This is a genomic window from Corynebacterium appendicis CIP 107643 (assembly GCF_030408415.1).
GTDB lineage: Bacteria > Actinomycetota > Actinomycetes > Mycobacteriales > Mycobacteriaceae > Corynebacterium > Corynebacterium appendicis.
In genome coordinates this window covers 977997-994814 of sequence record NZ_CP046976.1, presented here as the reverse complement: position 1 = coordinate 994814, position 16818 = coordinate 977997, and the positions used below count along the sequence as shown (strand labels likewise).

Annotated in this window: 16 protein-coding genes; 5 read left to right on the top strand and 11 right to left on the bottom strand. The window is 66.3% G+C overall.

The window, feature by feature from the left end:
- Positions 1-19 precede the first annotated feature (19 nt).
- On the bottom strand, positions 20-781 hold the full coding sequence (locus tag CAPP_RS04980; protein ID WP_076598608.1) for a MerR family transcriptional regulator: 762 nt from the start codon (positions 779-781) through the stop codon (positions 20-22).
- A gap of 82 nt (positions 782-863) precedes the next feature.
- Between CAPP_RS04980 and CAPP_RS04975 the strand changes: the two genes are divergently transcribed.
- Positions 864-1541 carry a 3'-5' exonuclease gene (locus CAPP_RS04975; RefSeq protein WP_076598607.1) on the top strand — a complete coding sequence of 226 codons (678 nt, stop codon included), beginning with the start codon at positions 864-866 and terminating at the stop codon, positions 1539-1541.
- Here the strand turns inward: CAPP_RS04975 and CAPP_RS04970 are convergent.
- Both CAPP_RS04970 and CAPP_RS04965 read right to left on the bottom strand, forming a co-directional pair.
- On the bottom strand, positions 1538-1708 hold the full coding sequence (locus CAPP_RS04970) for a hypothetical protein (RefSeq protein WP_159437722.1): 171 nt from the start codon (positions 1706-1708) through the stop codon (positions 1538-1540). The genes CAPP_RS04975 and CAPP_RS04970 overlap by 4 nt on opposite strands.
- A 30-nt stretch (positions 1709-1738) precedes the next feature.
- Complete coding sequence (locus CAPP_RS04965) at positions 1739-2641, bottom strand: uroporphyrinogen decarboxylase/cobalamine-independent methonine synthase family protein (protein ID WP_084560490.1); 903 nt, start codon at positions 2639-2641, stop codon at positions 1739-1741.
- A 50-nt stretch (positions 2642-2691) separates the two neighbouring features.
- On the opposite strand from CAPP_RS04965, the gene CAPP_RS04960 reads away from it, so the two are divergent.
- Positions 2692-3063 carry a PH domain-containing protein gene (locus CAPP_RS04960; protein ID WP_076598605.1) on the top strand — a complete coding sequence of 124 codons (372 nt, stop codon included), beginning with the start codon at positions 2692-2694 and terminating at the stop codon, positions 3061-3063.
- 29 nt (positions 3064-3092) lie between these two features.
- Here the strand turns inward: CAPP_RS04960 and mnmA are convergent, their stop codons facing one another.
- A complete protein-coding gene (gene mnmA / locus CAPP_RS04955) occupies positions 3093-4205 on the bottom strand; it encodes a tRNA 2-thiouridine(34) synthase MnmA (RefSeq protein WP_076598403.1) in 1113 nt (370 codons plus the stop codon).
- 20 nt (positions 4206-4225) lie between these two features.
- On the opposite strand from mnmA, the gene CAPP_RS04950 reads away from it, so the two are divergent.
- Complete coding sequence (locus tag CAPP_RS04950; RefSeq protein ID WP_076598402.1) at positions 4226-5047, top strand: spermidine synthase; 822 nt, start codon at positions 4226-4228, stop codon at positions 5045-5047.
- 3 nt (positions 5048-5050) lie between these two features.
- Here the strand turns inward: CAPP_RS04950 and CAPP_RS04945 are convergent, their stop codons facing one another.
- Genes CAPP_RS04945 through CAPP_RS04915 form a run of 7 tightly spaced genes read right to left on the bottom strand, consistent with a single transcriptional unit; the run spans position 5051 to position 12127 of the window.
- Positions 5051-6142: a glycoside hydrolase family 25 protein gene (locus tag CAPP_RS04945; RefSeq protein ID WP_076598401.1), complete on the bottom strand. Its 1092-nt coding sequence runs from the start codon at positions 6140-6142 to the stop codon at positions 5051-5053.
- A gap of 48 nt (positions 6143-6190) precedes the next feature.
- Positions 6191-7336, bottom strand: coding sequence for a cysteine desulfurase family protein (locus CAPP_RS04940; RefSeq protein WP_268753087.1), 1146 nt, complete (start codon positions 7334-7336; stop codon positions 6191-6193).
- The gene (locus tag CAPP_RS04935) at positions 7333-8283 is read right to left on the bottom strand and encodes an electron transfer flavoprotein subunit alpha/FixB family protein (RefSeq protein WP_076598604.1); all 951 of its coding nucleotides are present in this window, start codon (positions 8281-8283) and stop codon (positions 7333-7335) included. The genes CAPP_RS04940 and CAPP_RS04935 overlap by 4 nt, the downstream gene beginning before the upstream one ends.
- 11 nt (positions 8284-8294) lie before the next feature.
- Entirely contained in the window at positions 8295-9086 is a 792-nt protein-coding gene (locus CAPP_RS04930) for an electron transfer flavoprotein subunit beta/FixA family protein (RefSeq protein ID WP_076598399.1), read from the bottom strand.
- Between the two features lie 40 nt (positions 9087-9126).
- The gene (locus CAPP_RS04925; RefSeq protein WP_076598398.1) at positions 9127-10440 is read right to left on the bottom strand and encodes a THUMP-like domain-containing protein; all 1314 of its coding nucleotides are present in this window, start codon (positions 10438-10440) and stop codon (positions 9127-9129) included.
- The gene (locus CAPP_RS04920) at positions 10430-11257 is read right to left on the bottom strand and encodes an NUDIX hydrolase (protein ID WP_076598397.1); all 828 of its coding nucleotides are present in this window, start codon (positions 11255-11257) and stop codon (positions 10430-10432) included. The genes CAPP_RS04925 and CAPP_RS04920 overlap by 11 nt, the downstream gene beginning before the upstream one ends.
- An 18-nt stretch (positions 11258-11275) precedes the next feature.
- Positions 11276-12127, bottom strand: coding sequence for an ABC transporter ATP-binding protein (locus CAPP_RS04915; RefSeq protein ID WP_076598396.1), 852 nt, complete (start codon positions 12125-12127; stop codon positions 11276-11278).
- Between the two features lie 152 nt (positions 12128-12279).
- Between CAPP_RS04915 and CAPP_RS04910 the strand changes: the two genes are divergently transcribed.
- Both CAPP_RS04910 and glgB read left to right on the top strand, forming a co-directional pair.
- Entirely contained in the window at positions 12280-14307 is a 2028-nt protein-coding gene (locus CAPP_RS04910; protein ID WP_076598395.1) for a maltotransferase domain-containing protein, read from the top strand.
- A 106-nt stretch (positions 14308-14413) separates the two neighbouring features.
- A complete protein-coding gene (gene glgB, locus CAPP_RS04905; RefSeq protein ID WP_076598394.1) occupies positions 14414-16630 on the top strand; it encodes a 1,4-alpha-glucan branching protein GlgB in 2217 nt (738 codons plus the stop codon).
- Positions 16631-16818: the final 188 nt, after the last annotated feature.

The following is a 16818-nucleotide window of genomic DNA, read 5'->3' as shown; positions in this document are numbered from 1 at the left end:
CCCCAAGTTTAGAGGTCTTTCACCACTGCGGGTTGGCCGTATCCACGCCCTGAGCCGCAGCATGCTTCTCGACGAGCCCCAGCAGGTAGTCCTGCGTCCCCCGGTACGCCTCGTGGAAACGCTCGTCCCCGACGTACATGCGGGCCAGGATGAGCTGGCGGGCCGGGGTGACGTCGTACCACTGTCCGACCATCTCGCGGTGGCGTGCAACGAGCGCCTCGGCTTCCTCCGATTCGGCCTCGACACCGGCGTCGCGCGCGGCGACGAGGTCAGCAGCGAAGGCGTCCTGCTCGCGCTGCAACCGGGCGAAGTCGTCCTCCCCCATCTGCGCCAGCTTCTCCTGGGACTGCACCCACTCGGCGGTGTCGCCCCAGCGTTCTTCGGCTTCTGCCTGGTATTCCGGCATCTTCTCGCCGAGGTATTTCTTCATCGCATCCATGTCGATGTGTCCTTTCTCAGTCTGTTCGATCAAGTCGTCCACCGCGTCGAGCTGCTCGGCCATAGCTTCGAGCTGCGCCGCCAGTTCGGCGCGGTGACGGGTGAGGGCGGAACGGAGGGTGTGGGAGGGGGCGTCGATAAGCTGCGCGATGGTCTCGAGCGGGACGCCCACGCCGCGGTACAGCGCGACCGCCGCCCCGCGCTCGATATCGGCGTCGCTGTACATGCGGTAGCGCGTCGAGGTCCGCTCCGGTTCGAGCAGTCCGAGCGTCTCCCAATGCCGCAACGCTTTCGTGGTCACGCCGAGCATCGCAGCGGCCTCTCCGATCGTGTAATCACCCATGCGCACAGTGTGAACGTTGCCGTCGGGACAAGGTCAAGCACATTGCGCAAAAGGCGTCGGCCCGCTCATTAGAATGAAGCGCATGCCTACTTTCGACGCCTCGCGGATGCTCTCGTTCGACCTGGAGACGACGTCGGCGAACCCGCGGAAGGCGCGCATCGTGACCTCGGCGCTCGTGCGTATCGACGGCCGCGATGTCACCGCCACTGAGCACCTCGCCGACCCCGGCGTCGAGATCCCAGAGCAAGCAGCCGCGATCCACGGCATCTCCACGGAAAAGGCGCGCGCCGAGGGGCGCCCGCATGACGACGTCCTGCGCGAGACCGTCGAGACCATCAAGCAGGCGTGGGACGATGGCTTCACCTTGATCGTCTTCAACGCACCGTACGACCTGACGGTGCTGCGCGCGCTCACGGGCGACTTCACCGTGACCGGGCCGGTGTACGACCCGCTGCTCATCGACCGCGCCATGGACCGCTACCGCAAGGGCGGCAAGCGCAACCTTGGTGCCCTGTCTGATTTCTACGGCGTCCCCCTCGAAAACGCCCACGAGGCGACGTCCGACGCCATGGCCGCCGCGCGCATCGCGTGGAAGCAGGTCAACAAAGTCTGGCCGGAGCTGTCCGCTAAGGAGTTCGACGAACTCATGGTATTCCAGGCCGTCAAGCATTTCGAGATCCAGACCGACTTCCGCAAATACTGCGAGTCCCGCGGCCGCGACACCTCCGGCATCTCGACCAGCTGGCCGATGATCAGCTAGCCGACTACGCGCCGGCTACAGCGGATATTCGCGTTCGACGAAATTGGCGAGGCCGGCACGACCTCGTCGAAAAGCAGGCCGAAGCAGATCGCGAGTCCCACTGCCGCGCCGAAAGACAGCCCCAGATGCCGCTCCTTAGTCTCCCCCTTCAGCTCGCCATCGCGCACGCCTCCATTTTAATACTTTTGGATGACGACCTAGTCCGCCATCGCGACTGCTTCCGCCATCTCGGTGGCCGCGCGGTAGTTCGCGGCGGTCGCATGCAGCGTCGGCCCCGGCTCCGCGTACACGTCGATCGGGCTCAACGCCGGGTCGATCTGCAGGCGGTCGAAGATACGGAACACCTCGCGCGGCTCCATCACGGGCACCGCGATCCGCGCGCCGCGGTCCAGCGCGCCGGCCAACCCGTCGAGGTCTACATCGCCTGCAAGGTCGACGGTGAACCAGTCCGCCCCATACAGCGGCTCCGGGGCGTGCAGCAGGTACTCGCCGAATTGCCCGAGCACATCCATCACGCGCTCGTCCGGCACCGCAGGAATCTCCTCATAGTTGGTCGCGCCTGTGACCGCACCGCGTCGGACGCGCCCGAGCATCGGCTCGTCAAGTTGCAGCAGCGTACGCACACCGAACCGCTTTTCGACGTCCCTCCTATGCTCCCCCACCCCATGCAGCAGCGCTTCGGCGATATCCCGCGTCGCGCCGCGATCGGTGATCATCTGGTGGCCGTGAGCCATCTCGATCTGGGTAGCGAGAGTCCACGGCCCGACGAGCTGCACCTTGATCGCTCCATCCGCCGCGAGTTTGCCAGCCCAGAGTTCCTCCAGCAGATCGAGGTCGCGCTCAAATTGGTCCCGGGCACGCATGGTGGCGATTTGCGGGCGGCGCGTGACCCGCCACGAGCGGGGGCCGATATCGAGGCTCAGGGGCAATATCGCGGCAGTGCGGCCGACCGCATCAGAGCCGACCCCGCGCGCGGGCAACTGAGGGATGTGAGGCGTCGGGGTCTCCGACAGCACCACATCCGCGGCGTGAACCAGATCAGTGCCGGGCAGCGGGCCGAGACCGAAGGCTGTCATTTCGGGGCGCGAAACCGGAGACATATTCACACGAAAAATTCTATAGATTACGGTGCCCGGTTAATATGCTCCCCATGGCACTTGAACAATTCTCCGGGTGGACATTCATTTCTCCCTGCCCGATTCCGAACGATGTACATGAGTTGATGGCCCCTGGCGAGCAACCACTTCAGGCGTTCAAAACAGTACGTGACTCGGCAATCTTCACAAACAAACGGCTTATTGTGAGAGATTCACAAGGCCTGTCGGGCAAGAAAGTCGAGATGTACTCCATCCCCTTCAAGAACGTAACAATGTGGTCGACTGAAAATGCAGGAAAGATGCTCGACTGGAATGCCGAATTAGAAATGTGGACCAAAGCTGGTCACATCAAAATCAATCTCTCCAAGGGAATCGATATCCGGGCAATCGACCGGCTCATCGCGAGCTGCGTTTTGAGCGCTTAGGGCCTCGACTCCTCCGTGACTGCCTTTCACTAACTAGCAGACTCCGTCCCGCAGATCGTGCCGGAGCCCAGCACGATATCGCCCTGCCCATCCGGGTCCGGCAGGTAGAGAACGGCAGCCTGGCCGCGGGCGACGCCGGAGAGCGGTTCGGTGAGAGCCAAAGTCATGGTGTCGGCATCCAGGTCAACGTGGGCGCGGCACGGGACGACGCCGCCGTGGGCGCGGATCTGCACGAGAGCGGAGAGGGGCTTTCCGCTCTCGGAGGTTTCGGACATCGCGGAGTGCAGGACCTTGAGACGGTCAGCGTAAATCGTGGTCACGTCGAGGGCAGCCCGCGGGCCGACGGTCACGGTGCCGGTCGCGGCGTCGATGTCGGTGACATAGCGCGGCTGGCCATCGGCGGCGGGAACGCGGATATTCAAGCCCTTGCGCTGCCCAATGGTGTACTGGAACGCGCCGTCGTGCTCCTTGAGCTCCTCGCCGTCTTGGTCGACGATCATGCCGGGACGCATGCCGATCGACGTGCCCAGGAACGCTTGGGTGTTGCCGTCCGGGATGAAGCAAATGTCGTAAGAGTCCGGCTTGGAGGCAGTGGAGAAACCATGCGCCGCGGCTTCCTCGCGGATCTGCGGCTTTTCGGTGTCGCCGACCGGGAAAATGCAGCGGTCCAGCTCGTCGCGGGTCATCACACCGAGGACATAGGACTGATCTTTCTGCGCGTCAGTGCTGCGGCGGAGGTTGCCGGCGTCGTCGATAAGCGCGTAGTGCCCTGTCGCGATCGCGTCGAAGCCGAGCGTGACCGCCCGCTCGAGCAAGGCTGCGAACTTGATCTTCTCGTTGCAGCGCAAGCACGGATTGGGGGTCTCGCCGCGCGCATAGCTGTCGACGAAATCGTCGATGACGTCTTCTTTGAAGCGGTCGGAAAAATCCCACACGTAGAACGGGATGCCCAGCTTGTCACACACGCGGCGCGCGTCGGCGGAATCCTCGAGCGAGCAGCAGCCTCGCGCGGATTCGCGGGTCTGCTGCGCGTCCTTGCTCAGGGCGAGGTGGACGCCGACGACGTCGTGCCCGGCGTCGACAAGCCGCGCCGCCGCCACGGAGGAATCGACGCCACCACTCATTGCTGCCAGTACTCGCACGTGGCGTGAGTGTACCCTGCATGCTCGTGTCACGAAAACAGGACGAAAACGAGCTCTACGAGATCGACACCGGCATCGCGGAGATCATCCACGAGCCGGACGGGTCGATGCTCCTACTTGTCAACGGCGTGCCCAGCTCGCACATTGTGCCGGGAGAGCCGGAGCGGCTCGACTTCGAGTACATGCGCTGGATCGCGGCGGCGGTCGAAGAAACGCGTTCGTGGGAGAAGCCCCGCCTGACGCATCTCGGGGGCGCAGGATGCTCGCTGCCGCGCTATTTCGCGCACGTCTGGCCGCATTCACGCAACACGGTCGTCGAGTGGGATATGGACTTGGCGCAGCTCGCGCGCGAGAAATTCGACATCCCGCGCTCGCCGCTGGTCAAGATCCGCGTGGGCGACGCGCGCGAGGTCACCGACGGCTTCGTGGAGGCCTCGCGCGATGTGATCATCCGCGACGTCTTCGAGTCAGCGATAACGCCGCGCAGCTTGACGACGCTCCCCTTCTACCGCTCCTGCCTTCATTCCCTCTCGTCAGACGGCCTGTACGTCGCCAACTGCGGCTCCCGCGGCGATTTGAAGGAGGCCCGCGAGGAGCTCGCCGGCATGGCGGAAGTCTTCCCTCACCTGGCGGTGATCGCTGATCCGCCAATGCTCAAGGGGCGCCGCTACGGCAACATAATCCTGCTCGGCTCCCGGGCCGAAATACGCGACACCCCCCAGCTGACCCGGAGGTTGCTAGGGGGCGGAGTGCCCGCGCATTTCAAGGGCGATGCATGGGCCCGTGATATGGCCGCCTCCGCCTCGCCCCGCGAGGACGAGCCAGACCAGCAGGACTCGTAACTCCTATTCGCTGGAGCCTGCGCCAGCCTCGGCGTCTCCGCCTTGCTTACCGGCGTTGTCCAGCAAGATGAGCAGGTCACCGACGGAGTAGTCGTCGCCGACCATCATGTTGTTGAGGTCGTCGATAGGCAGTGTGCCGTTTTCCACCTGAGTGCGTGCGGTGTCCGCGATGTTGTGCGCGTCGCCCGCGTCGAAGCCGAAGGTCTGGGCGGCGCTTTCAACCTGCTCCGGGGCGAGCAGGCCGGACGCGAGGCCGAGGATCGCGGCGGCGAGCGCCGAGTTCGACTGTTCGAGAACCGCGAGCGAATCGGAGATGCCGGATTCGATCTCGTTGTCCTGGAACTGCTCGAGCAGGCCGCCGGTCGCGTTGTGGTCGCCGGCGACGAAGCGGCCCCACTGGCCCTGGTTGCCGTTGAACAGGTTCAAATCGACCGGGGTGTTGATGCCCGCGACACGGCCCGACTCCGAGCGCTGCCAGATATCGACTGTGTCCCAGCCGCCGACCGGCCCCGGCGCCTTGTTCTGGTACGCGGCGAGCCACAGCGGGTAGTCGGCGAACTCGCCGGTGTTGCCCATCTGCTCGAGCCAGAAGTAGCGGTAGGTGTAGACCATCGGGCGGCGGCCGGTCTTGTTCTCCAGTTCGGTGAGGAAGGTGCGGGTCCAGTCACGAAGTTCCTCCGGGCTCAGGCCCTCGTCGACCTCGAGGTCGAGCACCGGCGGCAGGGTCGTCGCCGGGCCGGTGTTGAGCACGTTGGCGAAGTTGTCGGCCTGCGCCACCGGGTCGTTGCCCGGGCGCGCGTAGTGGTACGCGCCGACGGTCATGCCGGCATCGAGTGCGCCTTGCGCGAACTTGGCGTACGCGTCGTCGGTGTAGTCGGTGCCTTCGGTCGCCTTGATGATGGCGAAGCGGTGGTTGTCGTCGCGCACCGAATTCCACTCGATGGCGTTGCCGCCGGTGTCCTGGTGGTGGGAGACGTCGACGCCGTTGACCCAGTCGGCACGGCTATCGGCGTTGACTGTTCCGGCAGCCATGATGCCGCCGAAGGCGATGGCCGCGGACGCGAAAAGAGCAGCAGGGCGCAAAGATCGAATCATGGTACGCACCGTAACTCACATTAGTCACACGCGCCACACCCGACACGCCTACAGCTTTGCGACGTCCCGCGCCTTCCCAATCACCTCCGGCAGCCTGCCGAGGAGGAACTGCACGTCCTCATCCGTCGTCGTCCGTCCCAATGTGAATCGGAGCGCGCCGTCCACATGATCGTCCGGCAGACCCATCGCCTCGAGAACGTGGCTGCGCTGGTTGACGCCGTTATTGCACGCTGACCCCGTCGACGCCTCGATGCCAAAGCTGTCGAGCAGCATGATCATCGCGTCGCCGTTCGCCCCCGGGAACAGCAGGTGCGCATGCCCCGGGAGGACGTCCACGCCTTCCCTGCCGAGCACCGTCGCGCGGGTGTCGGGGATGGTGGAGAGAATGCCGTCGACGAGCTCGTCGCGAAGCTGTGTGAGCCGCGCCGCTTCCGCGTCCATCTCGCCGGCCGCTTCTTTCAGCGCTGCCGCCGTCGCCGCTGCCGTTGCGACGTCGACTGTGCCCGGCCGGATCCCTCGCTGTTGTCCCCCGCCCGTCAACACGGGCGTCGGCACCGGCGACCGCTTCGCGAGCAGGATTCCCGCCCCGCGCGGCCCGCCGAATTTGTGGGCGGAGGCGGCGAGCGTCGTCGCGCCGAGCGCGTGGAAATCCACCGGGAGGTGGCCGACAACCTGCACCGCGTCGACGTGAACAGGCGTGCCCACACCATTCGCCCGCGCGACGATTTCGGCGACCGGCTGGATCGCTCCGGTCTCGTTATTCGCCCACATGCACGTCATCACAGACGCCGGCTCGTCGAGCTCGTCCGTGATGTCCACGACACCGTCTTCACCGACAGGCAGCATTGCGACCGTGGCACCGCGCTTCCCCAGGTTAGCGACGGTCTCGCGCACCGCAGGGTGCTCAATCGGTGTCGAGATAACGCGCGCGCCCGGCTCACCCGCAAAACCCCGGAGCGCCACATTGTCCGCCTCTGTGCCGGAGGCCGTGAAGATCACCTCGACGGGATCAGCCCCGAGGATCTCCGCGACGGTCTCGCGCGCCTGGGCCAGCACCGCATTCGCTGCACGGCCAGACGCGTATTGCCCGCCGGGGTTGAGCAGGTGCGCATGCTCGGCCCACGTGTCGACGGCGACCTGCCGCATTGGAGTGGTCGCCGCGTGGTCGAAATAGCGGGGCGCGCTTACCGTCACCGGTTCTTGAGTGCCTTGATCAGCTCGGGCACGAATTCTTCGATGTCGGCGACAACACCGATGTCGGCGATGGAGAAGATCGGCTCGTCGCGGTCCTGGTTGACAGCGACGATGGTGCCGGACGTCTGCATGCCCGAGGTGTGCTGGATCGCACCGGAGATGCCGAGCGCGATGTACAAGTCCGGAGACACGGTCGCGCCGGTCTGACCGACCTGGGTCTCGGGCTCAGCCCAACCCAGGTCGACGATGTCGCGGGTGGAGCCGGTGGCGGCGTCCAGGACGTCGGCAAGCTGCTCCACGTACTCCTTGTAGCCGTCCTCGGACCCGACGCCGCGGCCGCCGGAGACGACCGTGGCGGCCTGGGTGAGCTCGGGGCGGTCGGCGCGCACCTTCGGGGTGAACGACGCGACGCGCACGTCGCGCTCGGTGGCAGCGGGCAGCGGCATGGGAGCGAGCTCGCCCGCGGCTTCCTGCGGCTCGGCCTTCACGGAGCCGGGGCGCAGGGTGTAGATCGGGCACTCACCGCCCGCGATCGCGGTGGTGGTGTAGCTGCCGCCGAAGATCTCGTGGTGGGCGGCGCGGTTGTCCTCGATGCCTACGACATTCGTGAGCACACCCGAACCCAGGCGCGCGGCGAGGCGGCCCGCGATCTCGTTGCCGGTCACGGTTGCGGCGATGACGATCGGGGCCGGGTTCGCAGCCCCCAGCGCCTGCAGCGCGTCGACCTCGGGAAGAATGAGGCGCTCGCCGTAATCCTCGGCGGACGCGTCGATGACCTGGGCAGCACCCAGCGACGCGAGCTGCGGTGCAAGAGCTTCAGCATCGCCAGGCTTGCCGACGACCACCGCCGACACCACCCCCAGCCCCCGTGCCGCGGTGATCAGCTCGCCGGTGATCGGGCTCAGTTCAGAGCCGGTGTGCTCTGCCAGTACATATACGTGCATCAGTAATCGGCTCCTTAGTTGTTGAGAAGGTTTCGGGCGGCCAGCTGCTCGACGACCTGGGCGGCGACGTCGTCGGCCGGACCTTCGAGCAGCTCGCCGGCGGCGCGCGGCGGGACCTCGGAGGAGCTGGTGACGTTCGTCGCCGAATTGCCCAAGCCGACCTGGCCGGCGTCGACACCGATATCGGCGATGGTGAGCCGCGTGATCTCGTGCTTCTTCGCAGCCTTCATGCCCTTGAAATTCGGGAAGCGCGGCTTGTCGGACTGTTCGGTCACGGCCACAACAGCCGGCAGCGGCGCCGCGAGCTCCCACGTGCCACGCTCGTCCTCGCGGGTGGCCAGAATCTCGCCGCCATCGATGCGCAGGTTGTGCGCCTGCGTCACAGCCGGGACCTGGCGGTACTCAGCGAGCAGCCCAGCAAGAGTGCCCGTGCCGCCGTCAGACGACTGGTTGCCCGCCACCACCAGCGCCAGGTCATCGATAGTGTTCAGGACGTTGTGAAGGGCCCACGCGGTGGAGATGGCGTCGGAGCCGGCAAGGGTGTCGTCGATAAGCGAAATAGCGTCGTCCGCGCCCATCGCGAGTGCCTTGCGCAGCGCTTCCCCGCACCCCTCGGGGCCCATCGTGACGGCGACGACGCGGTAATCGCCCGCGTCGCGCAGACGCAGCGCCGCCTCGACGGCGTACTCGTTGATCTCGTCAATGACGTTATCGGCGTTCGCGCGGTCGAGCGTGTTGTCCGCCTCGAGCGACTTCGTCGACCACGTGTCCGGGACGTTTTTCACCAGCACAGCAATGGTGGGCATGAATTTTCACCTTCCATCTGTCAGTTTCGCTCTCACGAGCCTAGCGCACGCGCGCATCGCAAATGAACGCTGTCGCGTGGTCCCCGATCCGCGCGATTGCGACAGCCATCGGCCGGTCGCCCTTGAGCTTCAGCTTGCCGCGCAGCTGGTCAGGGTCGACGTCGACGCCGCGCACGAGGATCTCCAGCGATCCCGCGCCGTGCGCCTGCAGCGCAGGGCGCAGCTTCTTCAAGGGGACGGCCTCGATGAATGGAAATCCGGAGTACCCGTCGGGCACCCGCTCGCCCGTGAGGAACGCGATGTGCGGGTCCAGCATCGACAGATCGTGGCGCGCGGCCCACTGCTGGACGATCCCCGCGCGGATCACGGCGCCGTCCGGCTCGACGATGAAGCTTTTGGGCTTATCGACGTCCACCCCTTCCCCTCCGTCACGCACCCTCTCCGTGAAGCCCTCCCGGATGACCACTGCTTCCCGCGTGTGCCCCGGGTCGGCGAGGTCTGGCGTGTACAGGCACACCTCTTTCACTCCCCCGTTCACGCTGACCACGCTGACCAGGCCGTGCCAGTCCGAGTAGTCGATCCCCGGTGCGCATTTCACCGCCATGGCTGTCCCCGGGTACGCCGCGATGAGGTCCGGCAGCGGCGGGACGAGCTTGGCCGGGACCGTGATGCGGCGGCCGTCCGCCCGGCGCGCGGGGTCCGCCACGATCACCCGGCCCGGACGCGAGCCTGTGCCCGAGCACGCCCGGATTCGGTGCCCGGGACTGCTCGCCGGCGTAGTGACCGGCACGAGTGCGTCGGCCTGCGCGACCCACGCACGGCCAGCCGCAGCGCCGCCGGCACCGCCGGCACCCGCATGTGCAGCGCCGCAGGCACTCACGTTCTCCCGGGCCATCAGCAGCCGCGAATAGTCGAGGTCCGAGCCGAGCCAGTCCAGCCCCGCCGCCGTGACCGCCGGTGCTTCCGTTCCGATCGAGCACGTCACGTCGTGCACCAGCGACGCCCCCGCCTCTGCGATGCGCCCGGCGCGCACCTGCGACACCGCGAGCGGGGTGGCCTGCTGGGCTGAATCGCTGTCTGCCAGCCACAACGAACTGGGGTTTTCGAATTCGGTCCCGGCGGACGCAGACGCAACTGCGGAAGAGGCGGGGGCAGCCAGTTTCGGGGCCAGCGTCTGCCGGGCCTGCAGCAACTCCATCACCGCGCGGGCGTTGTCGCCGAACACCTTCGACAGCGCAGTGCGGTCGGCGATGGCGGATTTCTTGGTCAGCTCCACCTCCCCGGAGGCGGCAACACGGGCGATCTCGTCGCGGCGGGCGGCGAGGAACCGGACTTCCTCGGGGCTAAAGCTCAAATTTCTTTCCCATCCGGTTGACGGGCTGGCGGTCGAAAAGCTCGGAGTAGCGCTCGATATCCACGGGGTCGCCGACAATAGCTTCGATTTCCAGGCCTTTCACATGCGACATGACCTCGGCGACAGAGTCGAACTCAACCATGTCGTACACCTGCGCCCACGTGGAGGGGGCGAAGCGGACGAGGCCTTCGCGCCAGCCGTCGATCAGCAAGCTCGGCGGGAACCAGTTCGCGTCACTGGCCTCGCCGGTCGTGACATCGGGCGCCTGGCCGGCGGGCAATTCCGCGACAAACGTGAACGTGTCGAACCACTGCCCCTTCTCTGATTTGCCCACCCAGCGGCCGGACGGCTTGAGCAGGGTCGCGTCGACATCGAGGCCGGTTTCTCCGAGCAGCTCCGTCAGCGACAGCTCGTGGCTTTCCAGCCGCCTACGCTCGCGGTGGAAGGGGCGGGCGTCGCGGAGGAGGGCGCCGGTGTCGTCGACAAGCAAAAGCGTGCCTGTCTCCTCGAAGAGCTCGCGCACGGCGGCGAACATCAGCGCGTGCGCCTGGCGCGGCTTGACGTCGAGCTGCTTCGCCAGATCCGACGCGGAACGGCCCGACCACAGCTCCTTCGCGTCCTCGCGCGTCGGCGGGAAATCGCGGATATCCACCCCGCCGCCCGGGAACACGGTCATTCCCGGGTAATTGCGCATCGTGAGGACGCGTTCCTGCATCCACACCTCGAGGCCTGCCGCACCGTCGCGCACGAGGATCACGGTCGCGGCCAGGCGCCCGTAGTTGATCCCCAGCATGTCCTGTTCGTCGCGCGTGGGCATGAGAAACCTTCCGCTCGCTTATCGACGGTGCGCCCCGCCCCGCCGCTCCCTCCTCGCGAAGAAACGGTCGTCTTCCTTCGTGAGCTTGATCGGCTGGTGGTACGCTTTCGTCAAATTCTCGCAGGTGAGCACGTCGTCGATGAGGCCCTGCGCGACGACGTCTCCCTCGTCGAGCAGCAGTGCGTGGGTGAAACCGAACGGGATCTCCTCGACATGGTGCGTGATCATCACGATCGCCGGCGCGTCCGGGTCGAGCGCGAGGTCGCCCAGGTACGCGACGAGGTCCTCGCGGCCGCCCAGGTCGAGTCCCGCGCCGGGCTCGTCCATGATGAGCAGCTCCGGATTGACCATGATCGCGCGGGCAATGAGCACGCGCTTCTTCTCGCCGTCCGACAGCGTTCCCCAGCGCCGGCCGAGCAAGTGGAACGCGCCCACCTGGTCCAGCGCGTCGTGGACCTGCTCGTAGTCCTGCTCTTCGTATTCCTCGCGCCAGCGGCCCACCACCGCGTAGCCGCCGGAGAGCACGAGGTCTTCCACGCGCTCGTCGACGGGCACCCGGTTGCCCAGCTCCGAGGTCGTCATGCCGATCATCGCGCGCAGGTCGCGCATGTCGGTCTTGCCAATCTGCTCGCCCAGCACGAACGCTGTGCCCGCCGACGGGAATTCCTGCGCCGCCGCCATCCGGATCAGCGACGTCTTGCCGGCGCCGTTCGGGCCGATGACGACCCAACGCTCGTCCAGCTCCACCTGCCAATCGATGGGGCCCACCAGCGTGTTTCCGCCGCGACGGAATTCCACGCCACGGAAATCCAGCAGAAGGTCGGGGTTAGTCGGTTCAATTTCGGCATTCACGTCACTCACGCTTCCCATTGTGGCGCATTTTGCTTCGCGACGGCTCACTGACGCGCAACTTCGCTACTCTGGGGGCATGTGCGGTGCGCTGGCCTGTGCTGCCTACCGCCCGCGTTCTCCTTCAATTCAATTCTCCCTTCCATTCGACGAGGTGAATCGACGTGAGCCCTGTGATCGGCCGACTTGGAATCGACGATGTCCGCCCCCGCACCGCCGACGGTGCCCTGCCCACGAAGGCGGTTGTCGGCGAAGTCGTCCCGATCTCCGCCCTGGTGTGGCGCGAGGGCCACGACGCGATCGCCGCCACCGTGGTGGTCACCGACCCAGAGGGCCGCGAATACACCGTCCCCATGACCGCCGAGCAGCACCGCCCCGACTACTGCCACGCCCTGTTCGCCCCAGACGAGCCCGGCCTGTGGACCTTCCGCGTCGAGGCGTGGTCCGACCCGGTGTCCACGTGGCGCAACGCCGTGACCAAGAAGTCCGCCGCCGGCCAATCCGCCGCCGAGATGGTCAACGATCTCACCCACGGCGCCGAGCTGCTTCGCCGTGCCGCCTCCGAGGCGGGCGCGCACGCAGCCGGCAGCGATGTCCTGCGCGAAGCCGCCAGCGCCCTCGAGTCGGATGCCCCGCTGCGCGAACGCCTGGAGCCGGCGCTGTCGGACCAGGTGGCCGAGGTTCTCTCCGGTCGCCCTGTCCGCGACCTCGTCACGCAAGGCCCGACCTGCCAGATCCTCGTCGAACGCAAAAAGGCCCTGTTCAGCTCCTGGTACGAGCTCTTCCCGCGCTCCACCGGCGGCTGGGACGCCGAGGGGCACCCCGTCCACGGCACGTTCAAAACCACCATGGAGGCCCTGCCGCGCGTCGCCGCGATGGGCTTCGACACCGTTTACTTCCCGCCCATCCACCCGATCGGGCACATCAACCGCAAGGGGCCGAACAACACGCTCGTCGCCGAAGACGGCGATGTCGGCTCCCCGTGGGCCATCGGCTCGACAGACGGCGGCCACGATGCCATCCACCCCGAGCTGGGCACAGAAAAGGACCTGCGCAAACTCCTGGCCCGCGCGGAAGAGCTCGGCCTCGAGGTCGCCCTCGACTTCGCTCTCCAGGCCGCGCCGGACCACCCATGGGCGAAAACGCACCCGGAGTTCTTCACGGTGCTCGCCGACGGCACCATCGCGTACGCCGAGAACCCGCCGAAGAAATACCAGGACATCTACCCCATCAACTTCGACAACGACACCGACGGCATCTACGAGGAGATCTACCGCGCACTCATGGTGTGGGTGGAACTCGGCATCACGACCTTCCGCGTCGACAACCCGCACACGAAGCCGGTGGATTTCTGGCACTGGATCATCGCCAAGGTCCACGAGACGCACCCCGACGTGATCTTTCTCGCCGAGGCCTTCACCCGCCCGCCGCGCCTGCTCGGCCTGGGCAAGGCCGGGTTCTCGCAGTCCTACACCTATTTCCCGTGGAAGACCACGAAGAAGGAGATCACTGGCTTTGCCCAGGACTGCGTGCGGTTCGCGGACATCTCGCGGCCGTCGTTCTGGGTGAACACGCCGGACATCCTCCACGCGTTCATCCAGACGGGGAACCGAGCGGCCTTCGCCATCCGCGCCACACTCGCGGCCACGCTCAGCCCGCTGTGGGGCATGTACTCCGGCTTCGAGCTCTACGAGCACGAGCCCGTCGCCCCCGGCAGCGAGGAGTACCTCAACTCCGAGAAGTACGAGCTTCGCCCCCGCGATTTCGAGGCCGCGCGCGATCGCGGCGATTCGCTCGAGCCGTACATCACGATGCTCAACACCATCCGCCGCGAGCACCCCGCATTCCAGCAGCTGCGAAACCTGCACTTCCACGACGCGGACAACGACAACATCCTCGTTTTCTCGAAGTTCGACGCGGCCACCGGCGACAGCGTGCTCGTCGTGGTCAACCTCGACCCGACGTACACGCAGGAAGCCACCGTCACACTCAACATGGATGATCTCGGCCTCGCGCCCGGCGCGGCATTCACCGTCGACGACGAGGTCACCGGCGCCAGCTACGAATGGACGATGCGCAATTACGTGCGCTTGAGCCCCGTGGAAAACGTCGCGCACATCTTCCGCTTGCCGCTTATCGACGAACCCGCCCGCACCCGCCTCGCCTTCCGCCACATCCCCGACGAGGATTATCGCCCGTAGGATAAGGCTGGGAACGGGCGTCCGCCCGGCACCGCGGCACTGCGGCACTGCGCACCACCTACATCCCCACACACACCGACCAGTTCAAAGGACCGCAAGACACATCATGACCTCCGGCTACGACGACACCCCCGCCCAGCTGGAACCGGCGCACCACATCCCCGACGAGGATCGGCGCCGACTCCTCGAATGCAAGCACCACGCACCGCACGACTTCTACGGGTGGCACGCGACATCGAAGGGTTCTGTGATCCGCGCCCGTCTGCTCGGCGCGACGCATGTGGAGGTGCTCATCCACAACCAGGGCCTGCCCATGACGCCGATCGGCGATGACATCTGGGTGCTGCCCCTCGAGGACGAACTCGCCCCCGACTACCGCTTCCAGGTCACCTACCCGGACGCCGCGCCCGTCATCATCGCGGACCCGTACCACTTCCTGCCCACCTTGAGTTCCTTCGACCTGCACCTCATCGGTGAAGGACGCCACGAGCGCCTGTGGGAGGTCCTCGGCGCGAACCAGCACACCTACAACACCTCCATGGGCGAAGTCCAGGGCACCTCGTTCGCGTTGTGGGCACCGAACGCGCAGGGCGTCGCGGTCATCGGCGAGTTCTGCAACTGGAACCCGAACCAGTACCCGATGCGCACCCTCGGCTCGACCGGCATCTGGGAGATCTTCATCCCGGGCATCAAGCCGGGCGCCGAATACAAGTTCACGGTGCAGGGGGCGGACGGACGGGCCGTCGATAAGGCGGACCCGATGGCGAAGCAAACAAAGACTCCGCCTGAGACCGTCTCCGTGGTCGCCGACATCGACGAGTACGCGTGGACCGACCACGAGTGGATGGCCGCCCGTCCGGGTAACGACGCGACCAACACCCCCATGAGCGTCTACGAAGTCCACATCGGCTCCTGGCGCGTCGGCTACGGCTACCGCGAACTCGCCCGCGAGCTCGTCCCCTACCTCGTCGACAACGGCTACACGCACGTCGAATTCCTGCCCGTCGCCGAGCACCCCTTCGGCGGCTCCTGGGGCTACCAAGTCTCCGGGTACTACTCCCCGACAGCAAGGTGGGGGTCGCCGGAGGACTTCAAGTATCTCGTCGATAAGCTGCACGGCGCTGGCATCGGCGTGATCGTCGACTGGGTTCCCGCGCACTTCCCCAAAGACGAATGGGCGCTCGCGCGTTTCGACGGCACCCCCCTCTACGAGCACCCCGACTGGCGCCGCGGCGAACAAAAGGACTGGGGCACCTACGTCTTCGACTTCGGCCGCAACGAGGTTCGCAACTTCCTCGTCGCCAACGCCCTCTACTGGTTCGAGGAATACCACCTCGACGGCATCCGCGTCGACGCCGTCGCCTCCATGCTCTACCTCGACTACTCCCGCAACCCCGGCGAATGGCTGCCGAACCAATTCGGCGGCCGCGAGAACCTCGACGCCGTCCAATTCCTCCAGGAAGTCAACGGCACCGTGCACCGCACCCACCCGGGCGTGCTCACCATCGCCGAAGAATCCACCGCCTGGCCGGGCGTGACCGCCCAGACCTCCGCCGACGGCCTAGGGTTCTCCCTGAAGTGGAACATGGGCTGGATGAATGACACCCTCGAGTACTTCTCCCTCGACCCCATCCACCGCTCCTACCACCACCACGAGATCACGTTCTCCCTCGTGTACGCCTTCTCCGAGCGCTACGTCCTGCCGTTCAGCCACGACGAAGTCGTCCACGGCAAGGGTTCGCTGTGGGAGCGCATGCCCGGCGATGCCTGGAAAAAGGCCGCTGGCGTGCGCAACCTGTTCGCGTACATGTTCTCCCACCCGGGCAAGCAGCTCATGTTCATGGGATGCGAGTTCGGCCAGACCACCGAGTGGGCCGAGGCAGGCTCCGTCAACTGGGACGACCTCGAGGGCTGGGACAGCGAATACCACCACGGCATCCGCACCCTCGTCCGCGACCTGAACCACCTGTACCGCGATACTCCTGCCCTGTACAGCCAGGACAACACGCCGATGGGCTTCCAGTGGATCAAGGGCGACGATTCGCAGCACAATATCCTCGCCTACATCCGCTGGGGCGCCGACGGCACTCCCGTCCTCGCCGTGATCAACCTGTCCGGCGCGTCCCAGCCCGACTACCGCCTCGGCCTTCCGCGGGCCGGCGAGTGGGAGCTCATTCTCAACACCGACGACGCGCGCTACAGCGGCGCAGGCAATCCGCTTGCCGACGCCGTCTCCACCTCCCCCCAGCCCTGGGACAGCTTCGAGCAGTCTGCTTCGTTCCACATGCCGGCAATGAGCGCGCAGTTCTACCGGTTCCGCTAGCTGCGTCTGGTTCGGCGGGTGGCCTTGGGAAGCACAGCCAGCTGTGCCCGCCCGCCATGATTGCGTGCGGCTGCGACTGCGACTGCGGTTACGGCCGTAACCGTGGCTGCCGCGCTAACCGTGGCCACCGAGCGCGCGGCCGTCGCCCCACCAGCCACGCAGGGAAGCGGGGCTCAGCACGCGCCACT